Origin of the sequence: Pseudomonas sp. ChxA (genome assembly GCF_030263855.1) — a bacterium.
In the GTDB taxonomy this organism is placed as follows: domain Bacteria; phylum Pseudomonadota; class Gammaproteobacteria; order Pseudomonadales; family Pseudomonadaceae; genus Aquipseudomonas; species Aquipseudomonas fluorescens_CB.
Genome location: NZ_JARPMK010000001.1, coordinates 5075238 through 5101024, shown reverse-complemented (window position 1 = coordinate 5101024; position 25787 = coordinate 5075238). Strand labels below are relative to the sequence as shown.

The following is a 25787-nucleotide window of genomic DNA, read 5'->3' as shown; positions in this document are numbered from 1 at the left end:
CACTTTTAGTGGTTTTAGAGGTTTACCCCTCGAGGTGATTAAGCGGCGGATCTGTGCCGTGGCGGGCGGTTTGCAGCGAGTGAAAATCTCAAATACGTAGGTCTTGTGGTTAAGTGCGTAGGAATAGTCTGTAGTTAATGGCGGGTTGGTGTGTACTTGTCCTGCTGTCTCTACTCTGCCCAGCCCAGTGTGCCTGTTCACTTCGGAGAACTGCCCAGATGTTCCAACTCGACTTTTACTCCACCCTGGTCGCCGCTTCCCTGGTGCTGCTGTTGGGGCGCTGGCTGGTCGCCCGCATTGGTTTTTTGCGCGCCTACAGTATTCCGGAACCGGTGGTCGGCGGCTTATTGGTGGCTGCACTGCTGCTATTGCTGCGCGCATTGACGGACATCGAAGTTCGATTCGACGTTTCATTGCAAGCCCCCTTGATGCTGGCGTTCTTTGCCACCATCGGCCTGAATGCGGACTTTGCCAGCCTGAAGAAAGGCGGGCGCATCCTCGGCATCTTCCTGCTGGTCGTGACGGCGCTGCTAGTGGTGCAAAATGCCATGGGCATCGCCCTGGCCAAGGCGCTGGGGCTCGACCCGTTGATGGGACTGTTGGCAGGTTCCGTCACCTTGTCCGGCGGACACGGCACTGGCGCAGCCTGGGGCGCGGTGTTCAGCGAAAAATATGGCGTGGCCTCGGCGTCCGAACTGGCGATTGCCTCGGCGACCTTCGGCTTGGTGCTGGGTGGGCTGATAGGTGGCCCGGTTGCCCGCTTGCTGATCAAGCGTGTGCAGGTGCCTGGCGTCGAGCTGGCGCAGCCGCCCCAGCCCAAAGGCTTTGAGCAGCCCAACCAGGAACGCATGATCACCTCGTTTTCATTTATCGAGACGCTGGCGTTATTGGCGATCAGCTTGCAGATCGGCACATTCCTGTATGGCTTTATCAAAGGTACGGCTTTCGAATTACCCACATTCGTATGCGTGCTATTTGTGGGCGTGGTGTTGCGCAATGGCTTGTCGGCGCTGGGCTGGCATCAGGTGTTTGAGCGTGAAGTGTCGCTGTTGGGGAATGTCAGCTTGTCGTTGTTCCTGGCGATTGCGCTGATGTCGCTCAAGCTCTGGGATCTGGCGGCGCTGGCTTTGCCGATCGTGATTCTGTTGGCGGCCCAGGCATTGCTGATGGCCCTTTTCGCCATCTTCGTGACATTCCGGGTTATGGGCCGCAACTACGACGCGGCCGTGCTGGCGGCGGGGCATTGCGGTTTTGGCTTGGGGGCCACGCCGACCGCCATTGCCAATATGCAAGCAGTGACGCAGCGCTTCGGGCCATCGCCGATTGCGTTTCTGGTGGTGCCGATGGTCGGGGCGTTTTTTATAGACATTACCAATGCGGTGGTGATCAAGCTGTACCTGGCGCTGCCTTTCCTGGGGGCGGCGGGGTAGTGCGGCGAACTCAGTTGAGCGTGTGAACGTCCTGTTTAGGCATGAAAAAACGCGAAAAGAGTTCGGACTGCGACTTGATGTTGAGCTTGTTGTAAATATTGCGCCGGTGCACCTTGATGGTCTCGGTCGACAGCGCCAGTTTGCCGGCGATCTCTTTATTGGAAAAACCACTGAGCAGCAACTTGAGCACATCTTTCTCGCGCGTGGTGATCTGCGTGCCCAACTGCATAATCGTTTCAGACCAGGGCGGCGGCTCACTGAGGTGTTTTTCTTCATCCACTTCAAAGCACATGCGTTGATGCATCAATGCCATAACCCACGGCTTGATGATATCCAGCGTGGTGATCTGCTCCGGGGTATAGCGCGTGTTACTGCCAAATGAAATGCACAGGGTTCGATCCGCATCGAGCTGGACGTTGTACTGCACCTCATCGACGGACACGTACCGGGCGAAATACTGATGGTAGTACTCGGTGGTCAGGAAGTGCTCGGGGGCAATGTCTGACAGATGGAAAAAGCCGCTCTGCGGGTTTTCACGGTTGGCAATGTAAAACGGGTCGAGCAGATAAAGGCCTTTTACATACAGTTGCGTCAGGGCGTCGACTTCGTCGGCATCCGCTACCTCGGTCACACTGACGACATTGACTTGCTGGTCGCTGAATACCAGGACCACCCAATTGTCGATCTGCACATACTCATTCAACACGCGAACCAGTGAGCTCCAGAAGGCTGGGCGGTTCAGCTCCATGATGAGTTTGCCGGCTGACCGGTGCCAGGCGAGGTTGTGAAGGTCGAGTGACATGGACTACCCCTTTAGGGTTAGGGATTCAGGCGGCTGAGCTAAGTATTTGTAGGTATTTACTATTCGACGACGCCGGGTATATTCACCAACCAGCGCTGATGGCCATGAAGGCCTGTCGTTTTTGACAAGGATAGTTATATGAATAAATCACATTTGCGAGCCCTTTTTTTAGCCTCGCTTGTCTGTGTCGGGGCCAGCGCGCCTGCAGCGGCGGCAGAACCCCGGGTTAACCTGTACAACTGGTTCGGGTTGATCGCGCCAGAAACGCCGAAGGAATTCGAGCAAAAAACCGGCACCAAGATGCACATCGATACCTTCGACAGTGCCGAGGTCATGCAAAGCAAGGCCATGGCCGGGCGCACCGGGTATGACGTCGTCGTCGCTACCTCCAACGTGTTGCCTAGCTTGATCCAGGCGGGTGTGCTGGCCCCGTTGGATCGCAGCCAACTGAGCAACTACGGCCACATCGACCCAGAAATGCTGGCCTTGCTCGCCACTAACGATCCGGGTAACCAATACGCGATTCCGTACCTGTGGGGCACCACCGGCATCGGCTATGACGTGGATAAGGTCAAGGCGGCACTGGGTGACAACGCCCCGGTGGACAGCTGGGACTTGATCTTCAAAGAAGAAAACATCAGCAAGCTCAAGTCCTGCGGCGTGGCGATGCTCGACTCGCCGAGTGAAATCATCTCCATCGCCTTGCATTACCTTGGCCTGCCGAGCAACAGCCAGAACCCTGAGGATTACCAGAAGGCCCAGGCGCTGCTGCTGAAAATCCGCCCTTATGTCCTCTACTTCGATTCCTCCAGAACCGACGCCGACTTTGCCGATGGCAATATCTGTGTGGTCGTGGGCTGGGCGAGCGGGGCGCTGACGGCCCAGGCGATCAATGAGAAAAACCACACTGGCCGCAAGATCGCCTATAGCTTGCCGCGCGAGGGTGGGCTGGTCTGGTCGGAAAACTTTGTGTTGCTCAAGGATGCACCGAACGCCAAGGCCGGCTTGGCGTTTATCAATTACATGCTTGAGCCCGATGTGATTGCCAAGAGCTCCAACCACACGCTGTACCCGAATGCCAACAAGGACGCCACCGTGCTGGTTGAGCAGAAGCTGCGCGATAACCCGTGGATCTATCCATCCAAAGCAACCATCGCCACGCTGGTGCCGCTTGAGCCGTTGCCGTTGAAGCTGGAACGTATCCGTACACGTGTGTGGACCAAGGTGAAAAGCGGTACGTGACTGGCTGAATGAGGCTCAGGTGCTTTCGCAGAGATCCCAGAGAGGGAGATGAATCATGGCCCGACGTGATGACCCGTGCGACGTGAAATCGGACGATTATCAGGCGTACAAGGAGATTGAGGAGCAGATCGGTCACTGTACGCCGGAGCAAGCCTGGGCCATGTATTACGTCTCGACCGGGATGGTGCGTGAACACGTTACGCGGGCGGTCATGGAGCATATCGGCAGGGGTAATCGGGCGCTGCTGCTGGAGTTTCCTGAGTTGGCGCGGGTGCAAGAGCGGTCTCGTTTGATGCTGCCTCTTTGAGTGTGGTGCTTTTTCAGGTCTTTTGAGGCGGTCTTGGGGGCGTTGGTTTTGGGTGAATATCCGTTGCTGCGGTAACGGCTGCTATTGGTTCCGCTCTTACAGCGGGTCACTTTTGGCAAACGCCCCAAAAGTAACCAAAAGGTCTGTGCCCCACCCCTCGGCCCCTCGCTTAGGCTCGGTGTGCCCTCACTCCGGCTTGAATCCGTGGGCCGCCGCGATGGGCCATCCTTGGCCCAGCGCGGCTAACCCGGCGTCCTGCCGGGTTACCCACGGATTCAAGCCTGCGTTCGGCCATCGTGGTTAACGGGGCGTCTCAGATCAAAATCAGATCAAGATCAAGATCTACAGCACGGCGGCCTGAAAGCCGACCTGAGTGGTTGAAGCAAGATCCAGATCAAGTGCAAAGCCAAAGCCTATCTGAATACACTGAAGAACTGCTTTTCTGTGGGAGCTGGCTTGCCTGCGATGCAGACACCTCGGTGTGTCAGGTACACCGAGTTGATGCCATCGCAGGCAAGCCAGCTCCCACATTAGACCGAGTATGGCTCTGCTGTTGCTGTTGCTGTTGCTGTTGCTCCGGCTCTTACATCCTTTTCGATGACGAAGTCAGCGGTCTTTTGATCTGCGCTTTTGATCTTGATCTGAAATCGCCCCGTCAAACACGATGGCCGGAATCTGACAGTGATTTGGGGGGTAAACCGGCAGGGATGCCGGTTTAGCCGCGCTGGGCCAAGGATGGCCCATCGCGGCGGCCCCCCAAATCACTGTCGGATTACGGGCATGCCGAGCCATAGCGAGGCACCGAGTGTTGGGGCGAAGACTTTTTGGTTACTTTTGTGTCTTTACAAAAGTGACCCGCTGTAAGAGCGGAACCAATATCAGCCGTTACCGCAGCAACGGATATGTACTCAACAACCCACCCCCCACACAGAGCGTTCGGCCTGTGTTCAACACATCTTCAGGGCCCGCGCCAAGCGCAACGTACCTTGGCGTATCTCATCCCGATTGAGCGAAGCAAACCCCAGGCGCAACGCATTCTCCGCCAAGCCCTCAGGCGAAAACTGACGCGCACTACGCACCACGACCCCCTGGCCCAGGGCATTCTCCACTAACCGGTCAACATCGGTCTCATCCTGGAAACGCACCCAGAGCGCCAGCCCGCCCTCGGGCGTGCGCACGTGGATACGCTCGCCGAACGCCTCGTGCAGACAGCTCTGCAACACTTCCCGCCGCGCGGCGTATTCTTTCGAAACACGGCGCAAGTGTTTCTTCAATTCACCCTCATTGATCAGGTCTGCCAACATCTTCTGCGCGACGGCATCGGTGTCGCCCACCACCAGTGCGGCGCTCTTTTGCAGCACTTCAATCACATGGGCAGGCGCCACCACATAGCTGCACCGGAACGTCGATCCCAATGCCTTTGAAAGCGAGCCGATGTAGATCACATGGCGTTGCGAGCTGTCACTGGCCAGCGGCAAATAGGGCCGCCCGTTAAAGTGATACTCGTGGTCGTAGTCTTCTTCGATCACGCAAAAATCATGCAGCGCCGCCAAGGCCAGCAACTGTTGCCGACGTGCCGCATGCAGGCTCACGGTAGTGGGAAATTGATGGTGCGGGGTGAGATAGATCATGCGCACTTTATGCGCTTGGCAGAGTTGCTCGATATGGTCGGTGCGGCAGCCTTCATCGTCCATATCGACCGTGATCAAACGCGCACCGAGCTTGCGGAAAATCTCCCACGCCGGTGGGTAACTCAGGCGCTCCACCAACACCACGTCACCGGGTTGGATCAGCAAGCTGGCCGTGAGGTACAGCGACACCTGGGTGCCTGGCGTGAGGCAGATATTCTCGGCGCTGATCATCAGCCCACGATTGTTGCGCAGCATGTCGGCCAGCGCGCAGCGCAGGTAATAGCCAGTGCTTTCGCTGCCGTAGCGCACCGTGTTGGTGGTAAAGCTGCTGCGCAAGGCGTTGCGGTAGTAGCGATGCAGGACGGCTTGCGGCAGCAAGCGGTGATCACAGGCGCCGTTATCGAAAAACAGCGCGTCATGCCGATGCTCCAGGGCAATCACCTGGGCGTTCTGGGTGAAGTAGGGCACGACCGCCTGCGGCACCAGCGCTGGGGCGAAAGCCGGCTGCGAGCGACTGGGCGCGGGCGTGGGCGCCAGTTGCGCATTGACGAAGGTGCCACGGCGCGGCTCGCTGATCAGCCAGCCTTTGGTCATGGCCTCCTCGTAGGCCAGGATCACGGTCTTGCGGTTGACGTCGAGCAACTGCGCCATCTCCCGAGTGCCCGGCAGCAGGGTGCCGGGCGGCAAGCGCCCTTCGAGGATCGCCGCGACGAGGCCTTCGGCAATCTTGCGATAGGACGCTTGGCTGGAACCCTCGTCAAGCTTGAGCAAGGGGCGCCATTTACGCATCTGGACCATCTGAAGTATCCAAAACTGGAGGTTTTAATGGGCCTAGTCTAGCGCAACAATCAGACCTCACTCACCCCGAGGTCTTTATGAACACACGCCATGTAATCGAACTCTCTCCCTCGGGGAAAACCTTTGAAGCCGGTGACGAGCTGTTGCTGGACGCCATGCTCGCCAGTGGCTTGTCGGTACCGTTCTCGTGCCGACGCGGTGCGTGTGGGTCGTGCAAGGTGGTGGTCACCCAAGGTGAATACCGCGCCAAGCAGTTGGCCCCAGGCGCACCCGCGCCCAGTTACCCATTGGCCGCCAATGAAATGCTGCTGTGCCAAAGCCATGCCTGCGCCGATATGCGCCTGGAAATTCCCGGCTGGTCGCTGGACACACCCGCGCTGGTCGTCGAGTCGACGGTATTGAGCAAGCGCGCACTGAGCCCCGATATCATCGAATTGGTGGTAATGCCGGACATGCCCTTGGCCGTGCGGGCGGGCCAGTACCTCAAGGTCCGCCTGGTCGATGGCGATTCGCGCTGTTTCTCGATCGCCAACCTGCCGGCCGAAGGCGATGGGCGCCTGGTGTTGCAGATTCGCCGGGTGAGCGGCGGGCTTTTTTCCGAGACCCTGCTGGGCAGCCTGGAGGCCGGCGATCTATTGCAACTGGAAGGGCCTTTTGGTGCCTGCACCTGGCAGGACGATGACGCTGCGCCGGTGGTGTTGTTCGCTACCGGCACCGGCTATGCGGGTATCAAGCCGATCCTGCTGACCGCCTTGAAGCGGGATGTGGACGTGACGTTTTACTGGGGCGGCGCGCAGGCAACCGATTTTTACGACCGCGTCTTTCTGGACCAGGCGGTTCTCGACCACCCGCGTTTTCACTGGCACCCGGTCTTGGCCTCCCAGGGCAAGGTGCAGGAAGTCGCGCTAAGCCACGGGCACCGCTGGGAAGCAGCGCAGGTGTATGCCTGCGGTAACGGCGGCATGATCAGCCAGGCGCGTGCCGAGTGCCTGGAAGCGGGTTTACCCAGCCATCGGTTTATCGCCGAAGCCTTTGTGCCCAGTGGCCAGTCGAGCGCCGACGCGCTGCTCAAGAGCCTGGATGACACTTGGGAAAAGGTCGGCCCGAGGTATTCGCTGGACGGCATGCTCGCCGCCCGTGAAAAAACCATCCGCGCCCTGGCGGCGATTGCCAGCCAGCTCAAAGTCGGCATGACCACCGGGGCAGCCCTCGACATGGCCGCCGAGCAATTGCAGGCCATGGGCGCCTCCCACACCTGGCACCCGACGTACATCCGTTTTGGCGACGACACGGTTCGCCCGCCGAGAGAAGGCATTGACCCACTGCGTACGCTGCGCGCCACCGATATCGTGGTGGTCGACCTCGGCCCGGTGTGGGACGGCTACGAGGGCGACTATGGCGACACCTTCGTCTTCGGCGACTCAGCGCTGCACCACGATTGCTTCAAGGTCTTGCATGCAGTGTTCGACGAAACCCGCGAGGCCTGGAAGCGTGGCATGACCGGCTGTGAACTCTATGACTTTGCCGAGGCGTGCGCCGTTACCAAGGGCTGGCGGCTGTCGCGCAACCTGGCAGGCCACCGTATTGCGGATTTCCCCCACGCCTTGTTCGGCAACAAGGAACTGGCCGATCTTGAGATCACGCCGAGCGAAATGGTGTGGGTCCTGGAGATCCAAATCTGCCACCCCACCGAGCCGGTCGGTGGGTTCTTTGAAGATATCCTGATGCTTGAAGCTTGAAGGGCTGAGGCACTCTAGGTGTTTTGCAGGAGGTTTCCCGGTTTTCCCTGAACTATATGAGCCAAGTCCGCTCATACAGGCATTGCCAATCAAGGCAACTATTTCTGTGCGATAGGGACATCACCTGTGAAATATGCAATCTGTGCCACCTTGCTGCTGTTGCTGAGTGGCTGTCTGACTATGTCGGGTGAATACACCGTGACGGCTCAGGACGCCTCCGGCGCGCCGTTAACCAAGCTCGGCACGTTCACCGCCCAGGGCCATAACATCTATCCCATACGCAACGCGTTCTGCCTCAATGCGCCGGGGGCGACGGTGATCATCCGCGATGCCCGGACCGGTGAGGAACTGCGTAGCGAAAGCCCTTATCACTGCCGTTAAGCCTCAAAAAAAGGATTTGTATGAGAGCGTTTCTGATAGCAGGCCTGGCCGTGGCCGTGAGTGGCTGCGGCAATATTTCCAATATCCGTGCTTACAACACGGCCTATGTTGAACCCGCAGCGGGCGATACCGCGCGCGTGCGCGTGATCACCAATGGCATGGCGCGCGGCGTGCCGGGCCGCGATTGCATCGACTGGCGCGTTCCCGGCGCCGGGGTAATGGCCGTGTCCGAGTCGGGCTTTGCGGGGCAGAATAATGATCGCAGCCTGGGTATGCCCGAGAGCAACCGCCGGGTGGAGGCGCAAGCGTTGGCGCGTAGCGAATTGAAAGTGCCGGCGGACAAGCCTTTCGCCATGAACTTCCAGAGTGAGGGCAGTCATTCCTACAGCTGCAAGCAAAGCTTTTACTTCACCCCTAAGGCCGGGCAAGATTACGAACTGATCCTGCTGGACGGTGGCCAGTGCCTGATTGCGTTGCAGCACCTGAACCCGACGGGGAAGCCGCAGAACGTGCCGGTGCAGAAGGCCAAGCTGTGCAATGCGATGGATATGTTTTAGGCCGCAAGCCAAACCGGTTTAACCACAACGCCGATCAACATTGATCGGCGTTGTGGTTTTTACCTGCGCTTATCAGAGCTTCGGCAGTTGCCCCACACGGCCGATCATTTCCGTGACGATCTGCAGGTCCAGCAGGAACTGCTCGACGGTCTTGAACTCACCGTCGGTGTGCCCGGTGTACTTCACGTCCGGCTTTGCCAGGCCGAATTGCACACCATTGGGCAGCTCATGCACGGAGGTCGCGCCGGCTGAGGTGCCGAACTTGTGCTCCATGCCGAGGTTTTCGCTGGCCACGGCCAACAGCGCTTTGACCCACTCACCTTCCGGGTTGCGATACATCGGCTCGGCCACCGAGTAAGTGACGTTCATCGCCACTTTGGTGTGCTTGTCCCAGGCGCTGATTTTCTCTTCGATCTCGGCCTTGAGTTTTTCCGGTGCCTTGCCCTTGGGAATGCGCAGGTTCACCGCCAGCTTGAAGGCTTTGGCGTCCTGGCCAACAAAAGTCAGCGAAGTAGTCAGCGGCCCCATGAACGCATCGGAGAAGCCCACGCCCAACTTGCCGCCCAGGTAATCCAGGCCCCAGTTGTCGGCGGCATATTTCGCGGCGTCAGTGATGTGGTTGTGCTTGAGGGCGATCTTGCCGTCGACGCTGTGGATCAGCTCCAGCATGCGTGCGACCGGGTTCACGCCGGTTTCAGGTTCCGACGAGTGCGCGGATACACCGGTGACCGTCAGCTTGACCTCTTTACCCACCACCTTGGCCGCCACGGTGAAGTCACCGCCATTATTTTTGGCGTATTCATCGCCGGCTTTTTGCAGGCTGGCTGCGAGTTCGGCGGGCTTGTCGCTGAGCAGAGTGGCCACCGACACCGAAGGAATCTGGTTGGTGGCCGCGCCGCCGGTCATGGCGATGATTTCTGCGCCTTTGCCTTCACCTTTGCGTACCGGGAAGCTTGCCATGACGGTGCCGTAGCCTTTCTCGGCAATCACCACCGGGTAGCCGCCATCGAGCGCCAGGTTGTATTGCGGCGTCGGGTTATGCTCGAAGTAGTAAGGGATTGCATCGCCCGAGGTTTCCTCGGTGGTGTCCACCAGCAGCTTGAAATTGCGCGCCAGTGGCAGCTTTTCTTCCTTGATGACCTTCATCGCATACATCGTCACCACGATGCCGTTCTTGTCATCCTCGGTGCCACGGCCGTACATGCGGTCGCCGATCAGGGTGACCTTGAACGGGTCAAGTTGGGTGCCGTCCTTGAGCACCCAGTTTTCCGGCGTCACTGGCACCACATCGGCGTGGGCGTGGATGCCGACCACTTCGTCGCCGCTGCCTTCCAGGGAGATTTCGTACACGCGATTATCGACGTTACGGAAGTTCAGGTTGAAGGCTTTGGCCAGGCCCTGGATCTTGTCGGCGATCTTGAGGAATTCCGGGTTCTTGTACTGCGGCAGGCCGTCGATGTTGAACGTCGGGATTTCTACCAGCTCGCGCAGGGTTTCCAGCGCGGCCTTGCCGTACTTCACTCGGGTGTAAATCCCCAACAGGCGATTGATCTCGTTCTGCTGGTCGGCGCTCAGGGTTTTGTTGGCGAGGAAGGCGCTGATGGCCGGGCCAACGTCGTCGGTTTTTGCCAGGTCGCCCTTGGCCAGGGTAGCGAGGAAACCACGGAAATCGGTGGCCGGGGTTTCGCCAAAGTGCTTGATGATGGCTGTGCTTTGTTCAACGCTGATGTTGGCGGACGCAGGCGTGGCGACGGCCGCGAAGCTGGCGGCGAACAGGGTGGCAGCCACCAGTTTCTTGAGTGGAAAGTGCATGGTTAGAGGCATTCCTTTGCAGGCAGTGAGTAAGGGGTTTCTGATCGATCTGTCAGAAACATTTTCACACACTACCACCACCAAGGCCGGGATAGGGAGCTTGAGTGTGGGAAACATCCTACTCAAGTAACAGGGTTGCCCAGTAACCAATGTGGGAGCTGGCTTGCCTGCGATAGCGGTGGATCAGCAATGAAGTTGGCGACTGACAGTCCACCATCGCAGGCAAGCCAGCTCCCACACAAGCCGGTTCCCACAGGGGAATAGGATGATGTTTGAAATGGATGATCAGGGCTTACCCGGATGTGGCTCCGGATACGCTGCCATCACGTCCAATGCCTTGGCATACGGCCCATCCCACAACTGCTCGTGCAACTCGCCGATGCGCTTGGCCATCGCCGCGTCGTGCATCACCACTTCCAAATTGCGCGAGTTATCCAGGTACCCGCCCAGCCAATTGCTGGTGCCTACCCAGGCCGTTTGCCCGTCGATCTCCATGGTCTTGCTGTGGATCACCCGCGCATACGGAATAAACCCTTGTTTGGCCTCGGGCAGGGTGACGATCTTGACCTCGACGTTGGGCAGCACGGCCAGGCTTTTGAGGTAGGGCAGTTCCAGCTTGTCGGTGTTCCAGTCGGACACCATCAGCTTGACCGATACCCCACGCGCAGCCGCGGCGCGCACGGCGTTGTCGATCACTGCGTAGTAGGGGCGGGTTCGGTCCGGCCCGTAAGACAGTGGCGCGTAGTCGAGCAATTGCACGCGCACTTCTTTCTGGGCTTCGCTCAGCAGGCGCGGCAGTTCCAGTTGTGAGTCGCCCACGCCGGGCGGGTTGTAGCGCTGCGGGCTGGCCACCAAGTAGTTGCCGGTGCGCGCAGGCTCAGGGCTTGCGGCAGGCAGCGGCACCGGTTGTTTATCCGCGAGTGCGGCCTGGGCCTGCCAGTCCTGGTTGAAGATCGCCTGCACCTGGCTGACTACCGTGGCATCGCTGATGCGCAAGCCGGTCTCGTGGATATGTTCCAGCGAGCGCCAATCGAAATTCTGGCTGCCGACAAACGCCTGCTTGCCGTCCACCACCATGTACTTGGCGTGGATGATCCCACCGCTCAATTGCCCATAGGCCAGTACGCGAAAGGTCAGGTTGGGAATCGCCCGCAGGCGTTCCAGGGTAGACGCCTCCGACAGCCGAATGCCTTTTTCCTCCAGCAGAAAGCGAATTTTCACACCCCGTTTTCCGGCAGCTTCCAGGTGCTCAATGACCTTGTCCATCACCGAACCGGGATGGTCGGCGGCGTAGAACTGGCCGATATCAATGCTGCTTTTGGCGCCGTCAAACAACTCGATCCACACCGGCCCCGGCTGGCGCAGGTCGGCAGTGCCCAGCGCGGTGTCCACCGGCACGGTGTGTACCAGTTCAAACCCTGGAATTGAAAAGTCCGCCTGGGCAAGCGGACTCAAAAGAAGGCCGGTCAGGCCGGCGATACGCAATTTCATCGAGAGGGACATAGGCGTCTCATCGGGCAAAAAAGAAAGGCGGGCGCACCACGCGCCCGCCCTGAAGGTCATGCCGTGCGGGTGTGCAACGGGGTCGGCACCAGGTGCGGCACTTCACCCTGAACACGGGCGCCGGTGGCAGCGCGGATCAGCAGGATTTTCAGCTGGTCGTTGATGCGCTCCAGGCTGTCCTGGAAAAAGTTGTGGAACACCACGCAGAACAGCGCGATGGCGATACCCAAGCCGGTGGCGAACAAGGCCGTACCGATGCCACCGGAGATCTGGCCTGGGTCGGACACGCCGGCACTGGCCAACGCCTTGAAGGTGTCGATGATGCCGAGGATGGTGCCCAGCAGGCCCAGCAATGGCGCGGCGGTGGTGATGGTCTCGATGATCCACAGGCTGCGCGACAGCGGCGCGCGGGTCTTGAGGTACTGGGTTTCGATTTCGTCGTCCAGGTCCTTGCGCGAGCCGTTGGACGCCTTCTGCGCGAGGATCGGCAGCACCATGTTCAAGGGCAGGCTGTCGCGGTGGGTGAGGCTTTGCGGCAGGTCGCGCTCGCTGTGTACGTTGGCGCCGAGCACGTCGGTCAGGGCGCGGGCCTGGCGGCGCACGTAGGCGAAGTAGATGCCCCGTTCGATGGTGATGAAGATCGCAATCGCCATCGCGGCGTACATCACATAGAAGGTGATTTGGTGCAGCAGGTCCATGTCCATGAGTGTGTTCCTCTCAGGTGATTAATCAGAAATTCGCTTCCAGGGAAACCGTGACGGTACGGTCCAGGCCGACGATGTAAGCCGGGTCGCCATCGCGGAAACCGCTGTAGCTCGCCGCGTTGGTCTTGGTGGTGTACACGCCGTCCAGGTACTTCTTGTCAAACAGATTGTCGACGTTCAGGCGCAGGGTGGCGTCCTTGACTACCTTCTTGTCGACCGGCAGATAGATACCGGCGCCGAGGTTGAAAATGGTGCGCGCCGAGATGGCTTCGTCGTTGGTCAGGTCACCGTAGAGCTTGCTGGTGAACTTGCCGCCGAAGGTGCCGTAGAAGCGCCCGTCGTCGTAGCCGATGTTGGCCGCCAGCATGTTGGTCGGCACGTTGGCGAACTGCTTGCCGCTGGTGGGCAATACGATCGGTTTGCCGGCGCTGAAGACGGTCAGGTCATCCTGCTGCTTGGAACTGGTATAGGTGTAGGAGGTGTAGTAGTTGAAGTTGTGCGGCAGCTTGCCGCTCCACTCCAGTTCCAGGCCTTTGTTGATCACGGTACCGGCGTTGATGTCGGCCGAATCGCCGTTGCTGTCCAGGGACGTGAGCTGGCGGTTCTTGAACTGCATGTAGAACAGGGTGGCGGCGAGGGTCATGTCTTCGCCGGTGTAGCGCCAGCCCAGCTCCTGGTTCCAGCTCAGTTCCGGCTTGGAGTCCAGGGAGCCCACGCCTTTGTCGTACAGCACGTAGTTCTGCGGGATACGCATGTTGCGCGAAAGGCTGTAGAACAACTGGTCACGCTCGTCGAGCTGGTATTTCAGGCCGGCGTTGGGCAGCAACTTGTTGTAGGTCTGGTTGGCCTTGCCCGGTTGTTCGGTGAGGCTGCCGTGGTTGGTGCCTTCACGCTCGACATTCATGTAGGCCAGGCCGGCGATCAGGGTCCAGTCCGAGTTGATGTACCAGGTGTCTTGCGCCCAGACTTTTTGCGCTGGGGTCACGGTGTAGCGGTCGCGACCTTGTACGGTGTTGCCATTGGCGTCGACCACGGAGCTGGCGTCCGGCCAAGTGTCGCTGGGCTTGCCGCTGTTCTTGAGGGCAATGAACGGTTGGGTCTGGCTTTGGCGCGCGCGTTCGTACCAGTAGCCGAATTGCAGGCTGTGGTCGCCCAGGTCCCAGTTCAGTTTGGTGGTGATGCCTGGGCGCCAGGTCTGGGTGCGCGAAGGGCGGTAATAGACGCCCGTCGTCGCGGAGCCGTCGGCGTTGTATTGGGCCTGCGTCGGCAGGTTGCCGAGGTTGAATACGCCGCCTTTGTTGGAACCGCTGTTGAGCGCATAGGCGGAAGAGCCCACGCCACTGCCGTTGCCGTAGTAGTAATACGGGATCACCGAGAGCGACAGGTTATCGCTCAGCTTGTACTGGGTGTTGAGCACGGCGGTGAAGGTCTGAAACGGGTTCTGTGCCAGGTCGTAATAGCTGCTGATCTTGCCGTTGGAACCCAGCGCCGGCTTGGCCGGGTACGGGTCGTACTTGCGGCCGAACTGCTGGAACTGCGCCTTGGTCAGCTGGCTGTAACTGTTGTTGTCCTGCTCGTGGTACTTGAGGATCAGGTTGGCGGTGTTGCCGTTGCCCGCGTCGAAAAAGCTGTTCCACTCCACCTTGTCCGCACGCACCGCGCCCGAGCCGCGCCACATCTGGCCTTCGGTGTGGGAGGCCGACAGCCAGTTGCTCAGGCCGTTGACTTCGCCGGTATTGAGGCGCGCGAAGGTCTTGCGGGTGGCGTTGCTGCCCACCACTTGTTTAACGAACGCACCGGTTTCCTTGGTCGGGCGAATCGTCACGATACCGATGTTGCCGCCACTGGAACCGATGTGCGGGCCGTCAGCTTCCGACGAGCCCTGGGTGACGAAAATCTGGTCGATGTTTTCCGGGTCGCCGAGCAGGTTGGAGTACAGCGCGTAGTTACCGGAGTCGTTGATCGGCATGCCATCCACCGACATACCGACCTGGTCGGAGTTCATGCCGCGCATGGTGAAGCGAAAGCCCGACAGACCGGTGTTGTCCTCACTGGAGATGTTCAGGCCCGGCGTGTACTTGAGCTTGTCGATGGCGTTGCCGGTGGCGGTTTGCTTGTCCAACGCTTCCTTGGTGATGGTCGAGCGGCCCTTGGCACTCTCTTCCTGGACCATGTAACCGCCCCCCGCGGTCGCCTTGCCTCCCTGAACTCCAATCGTGCCGACGTCACTGTCACTGGTATCAGCCATAACCACTCCATGGGTCATGCTTGTCGCGGCAACGAGTGCCAGATGAATACGTGTGAACCTCATCACTGTCGTCCTGGTGTCGGGTGCTTATTGCACGCTGTAGTTGAAGGTGGCGGTGAAGCGTTGTTCGTTACGTCCACCGAAGGCTTGTTCGGGGAACGGCTTGACCTGCTTGATGCGGCGCAAGCTATTGGTAGCGGCCCGATTGAGCAGCATGCTCGGCGCCGGGGTCTGGATCCCGGCATCAAGGACGCGGCCTTGTCGATCCACCATCAACCACACCACCACCTCGCCACTGGGGCGCTCGAGGGACGCCTGGCGCCCGGTGGGGTATTGCTTGTACGTGTCCAGCTCGTTGCGCAGACCCTTGAGGTAACCGCCTTCCAGTGCCTGGCCGTCCACTTTGGGCGGTGCCGGTGGCGCGGGCGGCGCCGGTGTTGGCGCGACGGCGGCCTGTACCGGCTTGGCCGCGACCGGTGCGACTGGCGCTGGAGTCGGAGTCGGTTTGGCAGCCACCACGGGCTTGGGTTTGGGCACCGGCTTGGGCTTGGGCTCAGGTTTTGGCAGTGGCTTTGGAGGTGGCGGCGGCGGGGCCGGTTCGGCCTCTTCGTCCTCGATCACCGGCGGTGGTGGCTCTTGCTCGACCACAGGCTCAGGAACCACTTCGGGTTCGGGCTCGACCAGGGCCAGCTCGACCGCCGACTCGTCGTACTGCGGCTGGATTTTCAACGGTTGGGACTGGATACCCAGTGCAATCAGCACCAGGGCGATCAGGGCCGGGACACTGCCCAGCAGCTGACGCGCACGAAACAGTGCATACATGATCAAGACTTACGCGTGGCAATGGACACGGAGGTAAAGCCACCCAGACGCAGGGTGTCCATGACTTCCACCAGGCGCGAAACCTCTACGCCTTTGTCGCTGTTGACGATGATGGTCGACTTGGTATCAGGCTTTTCTGCTGCCTTGAGCGCCGGCACCAACGCATCGACCGTGAGGTCCTTGCCGTCCAGTTGCAGCTGGCCTTGCAGGCCCAGGGTCAGAATGAATTTATTCTGCGGCTTGAGTTGCTGCGAGCTGCTGGCACTCGGCAGTTGGGTCTTCATGCCGAGTGCCGGGATCACGTTCAAACTCACCAGTACGAAAAACACCAGGAGGAACATCATCACGTCGATCATGGGGATCAACTCGATGTGTGCCTTGCGTTTCTTGGGTTCATCCCAGGTTCTCATTCTGTTACCCCGTCGTTGAATTAGGGGCGACACGCTAACAACCAAAAATGACCGAATGGTTAACTTTAATTGACGTTTTAAAGGCTCTAGGACGCATCTTTCAGAGTTTTTACCTGACGGTTTCATGACGTAATGCAATTGACACGAAGGCGGTACACTCTGGGAGAATTTACTTGAAGAGCTGCCGCGTATGACCACTGCACTGCCTCAATTGTCGACCCCGCGACTACTATTGCGGGCGCTGGAAATGGACCAGGCCGAGGTGCTCTTCGGCCTCGTCAACGAGCCTGTCATCGCGGATAACACGGCGAATATTCCTTCGCCCTATACCTTGGAAATCGCGCAGAGTTTTATCGCCGGTGCCGCAGAAAAATACCGCACCGGCGAGTTGTTGAACCTGGGCATGCATGTACGGGAAACCGGCGAATTGATCGGCATGATCAGCCTGCGTGTCTCGGTTCGTCATCACGCGGGGCACTTGGGGTATTGGGTGGGGGCGCACGCGCGCAATCAGGGGTATGCGGCAGAAGCGGCGAGTGCGGTGATGGACTTCGGGTTCACTGAGCTGGGGTTGCAGCGTGTCGGCAGCCAATGCTTTGGCCGCAACAAGGAATCGGCGCGAGTCATGCAGAAAATCGGCCTGCGCTACGAGGGTTGTCTGCGCCATGCGTTTCTCAAGAATGGCGTGTATGAAGACCTGCTGGGCTTTGCCACCGTGCGTGAGGACTGGGAGCGCGCGTTGTGACTGGCGCAGTGGACCACGGCCGGCGCCGCGTCCTCAGCGGGCTGGCGGTCGCCACTGCGTTTTCAATCCTCAGCCCGTTCGCGCGCAGTGCCGGGGTGGATTACCCGTTCACCCTCGGCGTGGCCTCAGGCGACCCGCTGCCGGATGGTTTCGTGATCTGGACACGCCTGGCGCCGTTGTTCAATGCAGCCGATGGGCAGGGCGGCTTGAGCCGCGCCGTACCGGTGCGTTGGCGGGTGGCCAGTGATGCGGCGATGACGCGCATCGTGAAGCAGGGCGAAGTCTTGGCGACTGAGCGGTTCGCCCATTCGGTGCATGTTGAAGTGGCCGGGCTTGCGGCAGGCCGGCCGTATTGGTACCAGTTCGAAGGCCTTGGCGCGCAGAGCCCGGTGGGCCAGGCACTTACCACACCACCCTTGCATGCGATGTCGTCGGCGCGCTTGGGGTTTGTCTCGTGCTCGCATTGGGAGCGTGGATACTTCAGCGCCTATCGCCATCTGGCGGCGGAGCAACCCGACCTGGTGTTTTTTCTCGGGGACTACATCTACGACAGCTCTTACGCAGCCGACTCGGGAAAAGTCATTCGGTCCCATGGCAGCGGCAACGCCAAGAGTTTGAGCGACTACCGCAACCGCTACGCCCTGTACAAAACCGATCCGGACCTGCAAGCCCTGCACGCGGCCGCCCCCAGCGTGGCGACCTGGGATGACCACGAAGTGCAGAATGACTACGCCAACCGCTGGTCCCAGGACCCGAAGATTCCCGTGGCGCAATTTCTCCAGCAGCGGGCGGCGGCGTACCAGGCGTTTTACGAACACATGCCGCTGCGCGCCAGCAGTGTGCCGAAGGGGCCGGACATGCGTATTTACCGACGCCTGGATTACGGCCGCCTGGCGCGTTTTCATGTGTTGGATGGCCGCCAGTATCGTTCCGAACAGCCGTGCATTCAGGCCAATGGCAGCCATCAGGGGCATATCGCTGCCAACACCTGCAGCGAATTGCGTGACCTGGGCCGGACTATGCTCGGCTGGCAACAGGAGGCTTGGCTGGACCAAGGTTTCGCCCAATCAAAGGCGCAGTGGAATGTGATCGCCCAGGACTTGCTGGTGGCGCCCTTGCTCCAGCGCGACCTCAGCAACCACCAGGTGGGGCATTGGACCGATGGTTGGGACGGCTACGTGGCCAACCGATCACGCATGCTCGCGTCGATCGAGCGTCATCAGCTGAAAAACCCGGTGTTCTGGGGCGGTGATATCCATTCGTTCTGGACCACCGACCTGCATGCCGATGCCAACAACCCGGATTCACGCATCGTGGCCACCGAGTTTGTCGGCAGTTCTGTGACCTCCGACGGCCCGCCCTTTGAGGCGTTCAGCCGGATTCTGCCGCTCAACCCCCATGTGAAATTCTTCGACAGTCGCCAGCGTGGGTATGTGTCGGTGAACGTGGACGAGCACACGATGCTGACGAACTTCCGGGTGATTACCGACCCACGTGACCCGGCAGCGACGGTGTCGACGCTTAAATCGTTTGTGGTGGAACCGGGGCGGGCGGGGGCGATTGCACTGTAAGGGATATTTCATCGGGCAGAACCGGAAGCGTCTGACTTGCCGAGTGTCGGGTACGCATTGATAAATGCTCGCCTCTCAAGACCCTGCAAGGAAGTCCGGTTTTTATGTCGGCCAAACGTAGTACGTTCCATCGTGCGTATTTTCAAGAAGTGAGCACCACTGCCAGGTTGGTGCTGCCGTTATTGGTGGGGCATGTATCGGTCGGGTTGATTGCCTTGGTCGACAACGTGATCGCCGGCCATCACGCGACGGTCACCCTCGCTGCGGTGACCTTGGGGACCGCCATCCTGTGGTTGCCGATGCTGGTTCCCATCGGCACGCTGATCGCGCTGACGGCCCAAGTCGCGAAGTTGTCCGGCGCAGGGCGTGAAGCTGAAATCGGCGCCGTGTTCCGTCAGGCATTGTGGCTGGCGTTGGGCATGGGCGGGCTGATGTTCCTGTTCCTCAGCCTGGCGCCGCATTGGCTGGAGCCTGCCGGTATCGCAGCTGAAGTGGTACCGCAGACGCAGGCGTTTTTGTCTGCCGTGCGCTGGGGCAGCCCTGCGCTGAGCGTATTTTTTTGCATGCGCTATTTGAGTGAAGGCATGCGCTGGATGCGCCCGACCATGGTGTTCGGTTTTGGTGGGTTGTGTGTGTTGGCACCGCTGGGGTATGGGTTGACCCATGGCAAGTGGGGCTTCCCCGAGCTGGGCGCGCAGGGCCTGGGTATCGCCTCGGCCACCATGATGTGGCTGCAAGCGATCCTCTTTGCACTCTACTTGTGGCTTACGCCACGGTTTGCGCACCTGCAGCTGTTTGAGTGTTTTGAATGGCCAAATCTTGCGCAGCTAAGAGGGTTGCTGAGCGTCGGGTTACCGATCGGTGTCGCGATTCTGATGCAGGGCGGCTTGTTTATCGCCACTTCATTGTTGATTGGCCAATTGGGCGCCATACCGCTTGCGGCGCATCAGATTGCAGTCAACGTCGCGCAGGTCTGCTTCATGGTGCCGGTGGCGGTGGCCGAAGCGACGACGGTGCGGGTAGGGCATGCGCTGGGGCGTGGTGACCGAACGGGTGTACGCCGTGCAACGATGGCCGGTTATGGCATCGTCTGTGTCACCCAGTTGGTTTCTGCAAGCTTGTTGCTGTTCGCCCATGTCGGCATCGCGCAGTTGTACACCGGTGATGCCGCGGTTATTGCGTTGGCCTCTTCCTTGCTGCTCTATGCTGCGCTGTTACAACTGCCTGACGGTTTGCAAATGCTCGCGTCCGGAGCGCTGCGAGGGCTGCAGGACACCCGTGTGCCGATGATGATCGCAGTGTTCGCCTACTGGGGAATCGGTATGCCCTTGGGCGCCTGGCTGGGTTTGGGGCTCGGCTGGGGGCCGCAAGGGATGTGGGTGGGGCTGATCACCGCGCTGAGTATGGCGACGGTGTTGATGGTCTGGCGCTTTCACAGCAGCCCACGTATGCCGGTAGCGGCTGCGCCGGTCGCTCAGTCGATACTGTAGCGCACCGACAGCGCCCCTTTTTTCTCCGACAGCGTGAGGATCGTCACCTTGCCCAACTCGCTCAACGCCTGCACGTGGGTGCCACCACAGGCATAAGCCGGCAGCTCGCCAAACCCCACTTCGCGGGTGTTGTCCTGTAGGGTCATATGGCGCGGGTAGTCGGCGGCGATCCACTGGTCGATTCGCGTTTGAAACGCTTGCGCGTCCACGTCCTGCGCGGCTTCACCACGCACAAAGGTGATCTTGCATTCGCCCGGCCAGTGATGGGCCTTGATGGGCATCCAGCCTAGGCTTTCGCCGGCATTGCCAATCAAATGCCCGGCGGAATGCAAGCGCGTAAAGAGCGCGCGGCGTTGCGCATCGACCCGCGCAGTAATCGGGCCGGGCTCCACAGGCTGGTCGACATAGTGCAGCACGCGCTCGGCTTCCTGGGTGACGCGCACTACCTGGCTGTCGCCTAGCCAACCGGTGTCGAACGGTTGGCCGCCGCCCTGAGGATGAAAAATCGTCGACAGCAAGGTGACCGCAAACAAGCCTTCTTGTGGGGTACAGCTCAGCACTTCAAGCTCGGCAGTCAGGTGGTCGTGGGTAAAAAACAGGCGCTCGGTCATTATCTACATCCGCATCAAGGTTCTACGGGCAGTATAAATAGTGCGCGGATGGGTGATAATCCGTTCAATTATCAATGGACCTGTGCGTCATGAGCATCAATCTCCCTTTACCGCTGCTGGGTGAAATGGCGATTTTCGTCAAAGTGGTCGAAACCGGCAGCTTTTCCGAAGCGGCGCGACAGCTAAACGTTTCGCCCTCGGCGGTAAGCCGCAGTATTTCGCGCCTCGAACAGGCCCTGGCCACACGTTTGCTGCAACGCACCACGCGCAAGCTGCGTTTGAGCGAGGGCGGTGAAGAAGTGTTCAAGCGCTGCCAGGAAATGGTCAACGCAGCCCGCTCAGTCATGGAGATCAGCGGCCAGTTCACCCATGAGGCTGAGGGCCTGGTGCGGGTCAGCGTGCCCAAGGCAGTGGGGCGGTTTGTGGTGCATCCCCATATGCCCGAATTTTTGCGGCGCTATCCCAAGGTGGATGTGCAACTGATCCTTGAAGATCGGCATGTGGACCTTATCGACGACAATGTCGACCTGAGCATCCGCATCACCGACAGCCCGCCACCCGGCTTGGTGGGCCGCCAGTTATTGCCTATCGAGCACTTGCTGTGCGCCACGCCGCAGTACCTGGCCGAGCACGGCACGCCGAACCATCCCCATGACTTGCTGGCGCACAGCTGCATCTACCTGGGTGAAACGCCGGGGGACTCACGCTGGAAGTTTCGCCAGGGCGGCAAGGCGGTAACGGTGGGCGTGCGCGGGCGTTATGCGGCGAACCATACCGGAGTGCGGCTGGATGCGGTGCTGCAACACGTGGGGATTGGCAGTTTGCCGTACTTCACGGCACGGCATGCGTTGGCGGCGGGGAGTTTGGTGCAGGTATTGCCGGAGTGGGATTTTATTGCGTCCTACCATGGCGAGGCGTGGTTGCTGCATTCGCCTACACGGTATTTGCCGCCGAAGTTGCGGGTGTTTATTGATTATCTGGTGGAGTGTATGGCGAGGGAGCCGACACTGCGTCGCCGCTGATGCGGGAGCTGGCGTGTGTGGGAGCTAGCTTAATGTGGGAGCTGGCTTGCCTGCGATGTAGGTACCTCGGTACATCAGGTATGCCATCGCAGCATGGGTATTGCTGCGCTGGGCGTTCTTCGGTTGTGGACATATCCGTTATTTAGGTAACGGCTGCCTAGGGTTCCGCTCTTACAGCGGGTCACTTTTGTAAAGACACAAAAGTAACCAAAAAGTCTTCGCCCCAACACTCGGTGCCTCGCTTAGGCTCGGCATGCCCGCAATCCGACAGTGATTTGGGGGGCCGCCGCGATGGGCCATCCTTGGCCCAGCGCGGCTAAACCGGCGTCCTGCCGGTTTACCCCCCAAATCACTGTCGGATTGCGGCCATCGTGTTTGACGGGGCGATTTCAGATCAAGATCAAGATCAAAAGCGCAGATCAAAAGACCGCTGACTTCGCCAGCGAAAAGGATGTAAGGGCCGGAGCAACAGCAACAGCAACAGCAAAGCCATACTCGGTCAAAGGTGGGAGCTGGCTTGCCTGCGATGGCATCAACTCGGTGTGCCTGATACACCGAGGTGTCTGCATCGCAGGCAAGCCAGCTCCCACAGAAAAGCAGCTCTTCAGTGTATTCAGACAGGCTTTTGCCTTGCACTTGATCTGGCTCTTGCTTCAACCACTCAGGTCGGCTTTCAGGCCGCCGTGCTGTAGATTTTGATTTTGATCTGAGGCGCCCCGTTAACCACGATGGCCGAACGCAGGCTTGAATCCGTGGGTAACCCGGCAGGACGCCGGGTTAGCCGCGCTGGGCCAGGGATGGCCCATCGCGGCGGCCCACGGATTCAAGCCTTCGTTCTGGCACACCGAGCCTAAGCGAGGTGCCGAGTGGTGGGGCACAGACCTTTTGGTTACTTTTGGCTGGGCCGGCATTCCGGGCGTTTGCCAAAAGTGACCCGCTGTAAGAGCGGAACCCTAGGCAGCCGTTACCGCAGCAACGGATATACACCCCAGACGCCAATATTTGTTCAGTGCTTGCTCTGATCCAACGGCATGGCCAGCAGCTGCTTTTCCTGGTCCCAGTCGAACGGTTCGTCATTCTGTTCGGCTTCAAAGCGACGTTCTTCCAGGGCCTGGTACAGGTCCAGTTCTTCATCGGGCATGAAGTGCAGGCAATCACCGCCAAAGAACCACAGCAGATCGCGGGGCACCAGGTGGGCGATTTGCGGGTAGCGCAGGATGACCTGGCTCATCAGGTCCTGGCCCAGGTATTGGCTCTCGATCGGGTCGATCGGCAGCAGGGCGCGCAATTCGTCGAAGCGCTCCAGGAACAGGGTATGGCTTTCCTCGGGCACCTGTTCGGCTTCGCCGACGGCAACCAGGATGCTGCGCAAGTGGTCGAGCAAGACGAGATGATCGGCAACGACGTTGGACACGAGATAAGTCCTCTAAAGCAAAAACGGGCGCGAGAGTATATAGCTCACGCGCCCGTTTTTATATGACCGCCTGACTCAGCGGATTTTACCCTCAGCCTGGGTCAGCTCTTCCTTGCTGAAATCATCCACATCGATCACCTTGCGGCGCGCGGCTTCGGCGTCGCGCAGGGTTTGCGCCTCGGCCGGTTGCAACACGCCCGCGTGCAGCGCCGCGTCGATGGCATGTTCGCCGGCGGCCGGTTTGACCTGGCCGCTTTTGAGCGCCGTGTGGAGTTTTTTCTGCAAGGGGTGGCTGGCACCCAGCAGGTCGTAGGCATGTTGCAGGGCGCCCACCGGGTCTTCTGCCGATTGCGGGCGATAGCAACCCGCCAGCAACTCTTCCAGGGTCGGGTCGCCTTTGGCGCGGCCAATCACCGCAGCCACTTCGGCGTCCAGCGCATCGGACGGCCCGGTGTGGCGACGGCCGAACGGGAACACAATCACTCGCAGCAGGCAACCGAGGACCTTGTTCGGGAAGTTGCTCAGCAGTTCATCCAGTGCACGTTCCGATTCGCCGAGGCTTTCTTCCATGGCCCAGGCAAACAGCGGCTCCAGGTGATCCGGCGAATCCAGGTCGTGATAACGCTTGAGCGCCGCCGAGGCCAGGTACATATGGCTCAGCACATCACCCAGGCGCGCCGACAGGCGTTCGCGGCGTTTCAGCTCGCCGCCGAGCAACATCATGCTCAAGTCGGCGAGCAGGGCGAACGCTGCGGCCTGACGGTTCAATGCACGGAAATAACCCTGGCTCAAACGGTTGCCCGGGGCTTTTTCAAAGTGCCCGATGCCGAGGTTCAGCACCAACGTGCTGGCAGCGTTACTGACGGCGAAGCCGATATGTTGCATCAGCAGGCCATCAAATTCCTTGAGCGCCTGGTCATGGTCTTCACGGCCGGCCAGCGCCATCTCCTTGAGCACAAACGGATGGCAGCGGATTGCGCCCTGGCCAAAGATCATCAGGTTGCGCGACAGGATATTCGCGCCCTCCACCGTGATGAAGATCGGCGCGCCTTGCCAGTTGCGGCCCAGGTAGTTGTTGGGGCCCATGATGATGCCCTTGCCGCCATGCACATCCATGGCGTGGCTGATGCACTCGCGGCCGCGCTCGGTGAGGTGGTACTTGAGGATCGCCGACAACACCGAGGGTTTTTCGCCCAGGTCGACGGCATTGGCGGTGAGCATGCGCGCGCTGTCCATCAGCCAGGCGTTGCCGCCGATGCGTGCCAGGGCTTCCTGGATACCTTCGAAGGCCGACAGCGGCACGTTGAACTGCTCACGAACTTGAGCGTATTGGCCGGTCACTAAACTGGTGAACTTGGCCGCGCCGGTGCCAACCGCAGGCAGGGAGATCGAACGGCCAACCGACAGGCAGTTCATCAGCATCATCCAGCCCTTGCCGAGCATTTCCTGGCCACCGATAAGGAATTCCAGGGGGATGAATACGTCCTTGCCGGAGTTGGGGCCGTTCATGAACGCGGCGCCCAGCGGCAAATGACGACGGCCGATTTCGACGCCTGGGGTGTCGGTGGGAATCAGCGCCAGGCTGATGCCCAGGTCTTCTTCCTCACCCAACAAGTGGTCCGGGTCATGGGCCTTGAAGGCCAGGCCGAGCAAGGTGGCGACCGGGCCGAGGGTGATGTAGCGTTTTTCCCAGTTCAGGCGCAGGCCCAGGGTTTCCTTGCCTTCCCATTCACCTTTGCAGATAACGCCGGTGTCGGGCATGGCGCCGGCGTCGGAGCCCGCCAGTGGGCCGGTGAGGGCGAAGCAGGGGATATCGTCACCACGGGCCAGGCGTGGCAGGTAGTGATTGCGTTGTTCGTCGGTGCCGTAATGCAGCAGCAGCTCGGCCGGGCCGAGGGAGTTAGGCACCATCACGGTGGACGCGAGGTCGCCGCTGCGGGTGGCGAGTTTCATCGCGACCTGGGAGTGGGCGTAGGCCGAGAAGCCCTTGCCGCCATATTCCTTGGGGATGATCAGGGCGAAGAAGCCGTGGGTCTTGATGTGCTCCCAGGCAGCCGGCGGCAGGTCCATGGCCTGGCCGATTTCCCAGTCGCTGACCATCGCGCAAAGTTCTTCGGTAGGGCCGTCGATGAACGCTTGTTCTTCTTCGGTCAGTTGCGCCTTGGGGTAGGCCAGCAACTTGTCCCAATCGGGGCGGCCGCTGAACAGTTCGCCGTCCCACCACACGGTGCCGGCATCGATGGCGTCGCGCTCGGTCTCGGACATCGGCGGCAGGACTTTCTGGAACCAGCTGAACAGCGGCTTGGTGAAGTATTGGCGGCGCAGGTCGGGCAACAACAGGGGCACGGCCACGGCGGCGATCAGCACCCAGAAGATGACCAGCAGCCAACCCGGTGCATGGCTCCAGGCGCCCATCGCCAGCAGGTAGACGGCGACCACGCCCAGCGCGGGCAGGGGCGCGGTGCGGCGGTGTGCCAGGTAGGCAATGCCGACCACCAGAACCAGTATCCACAACAACAGCATATTCAATCCTCCGTGAAACCAAGGG

21 protein-coding genes are annotated in these 25787 nt (G+C 60.1%); 10 read left to right on the top strand and 11 right to left on the bottom strand.

Annotated elements, in window-relative coordinates:
* Positions 1-218: 218 nt before the first annotated feature.
* Positions 219-1430, top strand: a complete 1212-nt coding sequence (gene gltS, locus P5706_RS22785) for a sodium/glutamate symporter (protein WP_200434849.1) — start codon at positions 219-221, stop codon at positions 1428-1430.
* A gap of 10 nt (positions 1431-1440) precedes the next feature.
* On the opposite strand, the gene P5706_RS22780 is transcribed toward gltS, so the two are convergent.
* Positions 1441-2232 (bottom strand): response regulator transcription factor, encoded by a 792-nt coding sequence (locus tag P5706_RS22780; protein ID WP_200434848.1) that lies wholly within the window; start codon positions 2230-2232, stop codon positions 1441-1443.
* Between the two features lie 138 nt (positions 2233-2370).
* Here P5706_RS22780 and P5706_RS22775 point away from each other — a divergent pair, with 138 nt between their 5' ends.
* Positions 2371-3474 (top strand): polyamine ABC transporter substrate-binding protein, encoded by a 1104-nt coding sequence (locus P5706_RS22775; RefSeq protein WP_200434847.1) that lies wholly within the window; start codon positions 2371-2373, stop codon positions 3472-3474.
* Positions 3475-3529: 55 nt separating this feature from the next.
* On the top strand, positions 3530-3781 hold the full coding sequence (locus P5706_RS22770; protein ID WP_017136288.1) for a hypothetical protein: 252 nt from the start codon (positions 3530-3532) through the stop codon (positions 3779-3781).
* Between the two features lie 947 nt (positions 3782-4728).
* On the opposite strand, the gene pdxR is transcribed toward P5706_RS22770, so the two are convergent.
* On the bottom strand, positions 4729-6210 hold the full coding sequence (gene pdxR, locus P5706_RS22765; RefSeq protein ID WP_285681949.1) for a MocR-like pyridoxine biosynthesis transcription factor PdxR: 1482 nt from the start codon (positions 6208-6210) through the stop codon (positions 4729-4731).
* Between the two features lie 77 nt (positions 6211-6287).
* Here pdxR and P5706_RS22760 point away from each other — a divergent pair, with 77 nt between their 5' ends.
* The 3 genes from P5706_RS22760 (at position 6288) to P5706_RS22750 (ending at position 8887) form a co-directional block, all read left to right on the top strand.
* Positions 6288-7949 (top strand): NAD(P)H dependent flavin oxidoreductase family protein, encoded by a 1662-nt coding sequence (locus P5706_RS22760; protein ID WP_285681947.1) that lies wholly within the window; start codon positions 6288-6290, stop codon positions 7947-7949.
* Positions 7950-8075: 126 nt separating this feature from the next.
* Positions 8076-8330 (top strand): hypothetical protein, encoded by a 255-nt coding sequence (locus tag P5706_RS22755; protein WP_285681946.1) that lies wholly within the window; start codon positions 8076-8078, stop codon positions 8328-8330.
* 20 nt (positions 8331-8350) lie between these two features.
* A complete protein-coding gene (locus P5706_RS22750) occupies positions 8351-8887 on the top strand; it encodes a hypothetical protein (protein WP_285681944.1) in 537 nt (178 codons plus the stop codon).
* A 72-nt stretch (positions 8888-8959) separates the two neighbouring features.
* On the opposite strand, the gene P5706_RS22745 is transcribed toward P5706_RS22750, so the two are convergent.
* The 6 genes from P5706_RS22745 to P5706_RS22720 form a co-directional block, all read right to left on the bottom strand.
* Complete coding sequence (locus P5706_RS22745) at positions 8960-10699, bottom strand: dipeptidase (RefSeq protein ID WP_285681942.1); 1740 nt, start codon at positions 10697-10699, stop codon at positions 8960-8962.
* 285 nt (positions 10700-10984) lie between these two features.
* Positions 10985-12202 carry a phospholipase D-like domain-containing protein gene (locus P5706_RS22740; RefSeq protein WP_285681940.1) on the bottom strand — a complete coding sequence of 406 codons (1218 nt, stop codon included), beginning with the start codon at positions 12200-12202 and terminating at the stop codon, positions 10985-10987.
* A 56-nt stretch (positions 12203-12258) separates the two neighbouring features.
* The gene (locus tag P5706_RS22735; RefSeq protein ID WP_285681938.1) at positions 12259-12906 is read right to left on the bottom strand and encodes a MotA/TolQ/ExbB proton channel family protein; all 648 of its coding nucleotides are present in this window, start codon (positions 12904-12906) and stop codon (positions 12259-12261) included.
* 25 nt (positions 12907-12931) lie between these two features.
* The gene (locus P5706_RS22730; protein WP_285681936.1) at positions 12932-15217 is read right to left on the bottom strand and encodes a TonB-dependent receptor; all 2286 of its coding nucleotides are present in this window, start codon (positions 15215-15217) and stop codon (positions 12932-12934) included.
* 24 nt (positions 15218-15241) lie between these two features.
* The gene (locus P5706_RS22725) at positions 15242-15976 is read right to left on the bottom strand and encodes an energy transducer TonB family protein (protein ID WP_285681934.1); all 735 of its coding nucleotides are present in this window, start codon (positions 15974-15976) and stop codon (positions 15242-15244) included.
* Between the two features lie 2 nt (positions 15977-15978).
* Positions 15979-16386 carry an ExbD/TolR family protein gene (locus P5706_RS22720; RefSeq protein ID WP_200434511.1) on the bottom strand — a complete coding sequence of 136 codons (408 nt, stop codon included), beginning with the start codon at positions 16384-16386 and terminating at the stop codon, positions 15979-15981.
* 190 nt (positions 16387-16576) lie between these two features.
* On the opposite strand from P5706_RS22720, the gene P5706_RS22715 reads away from it, so the two are divergent.
* The 3 genes from P5706_RS22715 to P5706_RS22705 all read left to right on the top strand — a co-directional run bounded on the left by P5706_RS22715 (position 16577) and on the right by P5706_RS22705 (position 20192).
* Positions 16577-17131: a GNAT family N-acetyltransferase gene (locus P5706_RS22715; RefSeq protein ID WP_285681932.1), complete on the top strand. Its 555-nt coding sequence runs from the start codon at positions 16577-16579 to the stop codon at positions 17129-17131.
* Positions 17128-18702 carry an alkaline phosphatase D family protein gene (locus tag P5706_RS22710; protein WP_285681930.1) on the top strand — a complete coding sequence of 525 codons (1575 nt, stop codon included), beginning with the start codon at positions 17128-17130 and terminating at the stop codon, positions 18700-18702. The genes P5706_RS22715 and P5706_RS22710 overlap by 4 nt, the downstream gene beginning before the upstream one ends.
* Before the next feature lie 104 nt (positions 18703-18806).
* The gene (locus P5706_RS22705) at positions 18807-20192 is read left to right on the top strand and encodes an MATE family efflux transporter (RefSeq protein WP_200434508.1); all 1386 of its coding nucleotides are present in this window, start codon (positions 18807-18809) and stop codon (positions 20190-20192) included.
* Here P5706_RS22705 and P5706_RS22700 read toward each other — a convergent pair.
* Positions 20177-20803, bottom strand: a complete 627-nt coding sequence (locus tag P5706_RS22700) for an alanyl-tRNA editing protein (protein ID WP_285681928.1) — start codon at positions 20801-20803, stop codon at positions 20177-20179. The two genes, P5706_RS22705 and P5706_RS22700, sit on opposite strands and share 16 nt — an antisense overlap.
* Before the next feature lie 89 nt (positions 20804-20892).
* Between P5706_RS22700 and P5706_RS22695 the strand changes: the two genes are divergently transcribed.
* Complete coding sequence (locus tag P5706_RS22695; protein WP_285681926.1) at positions 20893-21825, top strand: LysR family transcriptional regulator; 933 nt, start codon at positions 20893-20895, stop codon at positions 21823-21825.
* A gap of 1006 nt (positions 21826-22831) precedes the next feature.
* Here P5706_RS22695 and P5706_RS22690 read toward each other — a convergent pair.
* Together P5706_RS22690 and P5706_RS22685 are read right to left on the bottom strand one after the other, a co-directional pair.
* Positions 22832-23239: a PA2817 family protein gene (locus P5706_RS22690; protein ID WP_200434853.1), complete on the bottom strand. Its 408-nt coding sequence runs from the start codon at positions 23237-23239 to the stop codon at positions 22832-22834.
* 75 nt (positions 23240-23314) lie between these two features.
* The gene (locus tag P5706_RS22685) at positions 23315-25762 is read right to left on the bottom strand and encodes an acyl-CoA dehydrogenase (RefSeq protein WP_058420152.1); all 2448 of its coding nucleotides are present in this window, start codon (positions 25760-25762) and stop codon (positions 23315-23317) included.
* Positions 25763-25787 lie beyond the last annotated feature (25 nt).

Bases quoted from the DNA above. Each gene is read 5' to 3' on its own strand.
- P5706_RS22685 (WP_058420152.1), bottom strand. From the start codon at position 25,762: ATGCTGTTGTTGTGGATACTGGTTCTGGTGGTCGGCATTGCCTACCTG.
- P5706_RS22775 (WP_200434847.1), top strand. From the start codon at position 2,371: ATGAATAAATCACATTTGCGAGCCCTTTTTTTAGCCTCGCTTGTCTGT.
- gltS (WP_200434849.1), top strand. From the start codon at position 219: ATGTTCCAACTCGACTTTTACTCCACCCTGGTCGCCGCTTCCCTGGTG.
- P5706_RS22750 (WP_285681944.1), top strand. From the start codon at position 8,351: ATGAGAGCGTTTCTGATAGCAGGCCTGGCCGTGGCCGTGAGTGGCTGC.
- P5706_RS22715 (WP_285681932.1), top strand. From the start codon at position 16,577: ATGACCACTGCACTGCCTCAATTGTCGACCCCGCGACTACTATTGCGG.
- P5706_RS22770 (WP_017136288.1), top strand. From the start codon at position 3,530: ATGGCCCGACGTGATGACCCGTGCGACGTGAAATCGGACGATTATCAG.
- P5706_RS22700 (WP_285681928.1), bottom strand. From the start codon at position 20,803: ATGACCGAGCGCCTGTTTTTTACCCACGACCACCTGACTGCCGAGCTT.
- P5706_RS22780 (WP_200434848.1), bottom strand. From the start codon at position 2,232: ATGTCACTCGACCTTCACAACCTCGCCTGGCACCGGTCAGCCGGCAAA.
- pdxR (WP_285681949.1), bottom strand. From the start codon at position 6,210: ATGGTCCAGATGCGTAAATGGCGCCCCTTGCTCAAGCTTGACGAGGGT.
- P5706_RS22760 (WP_285681947.1), top strand. From the start codon at position 6,288: ATGAACACACGCCATGTAATCGAACTCTCTCCCTCGGGGAAAACCTTT.
- P5706_RS22730 (WP_285681936.1), bottom strand. From the start codon at position 15,217: ATGAGGTTCACACGTATTCATCTGGCACTCGTTGCCGCGACAAGCATG.
- P5706_RS22695 (WP_285681926.1), top strand. From the start codon at position 20,893: ATGAGCATCAATCTCCCTTTACCGCTGCTGGGTGAAATGGCGATTTTC.
- P5706_RS22720 (WP_200434511.1), bottom strand. From the start codon at position 16,386: ATGAGAACCTGGGATGAACCCAAGAAACGCAAGGCACACATCGAGTTG.
- P5706_RS22740 (WP_285681940.1), bottom strand. From the start codon at position 12,202: ATGTCCCTCTCGATGAAATTGCGTATCGCCGGCCTGACCGGCCTTCTT.
- P5706_RS22735 (WP_285681938.1), bottom strand. From the start codon at position 12,906: ATGGACATGGACCTGCTGCACCAAATCACCTTCTATGTGATGTACGCC.
- P5706_RS22705 (WP_200434508.1), top strand. From the start codon at position 18,807: ATGTCGGCCAAACGTAGTACGTTCCATCGTGCGTATTTTCAAGAAGTG.
- P5706_RS22725 (WP_285681934.1), bottom strand. From the start codon at position 15,976: ATGTATGCACTGTTTCGTGCGCGTCAGCTGCTGGGCAGTGTCCCGGCC.
- P5706_RS22745 (WP_285681942.1), bottom strand. From the start codon at position 10,699: ATGCACTTTCCACTCAAGAAACTGGTGGCTGCCACCCTGTTCGCCGCC.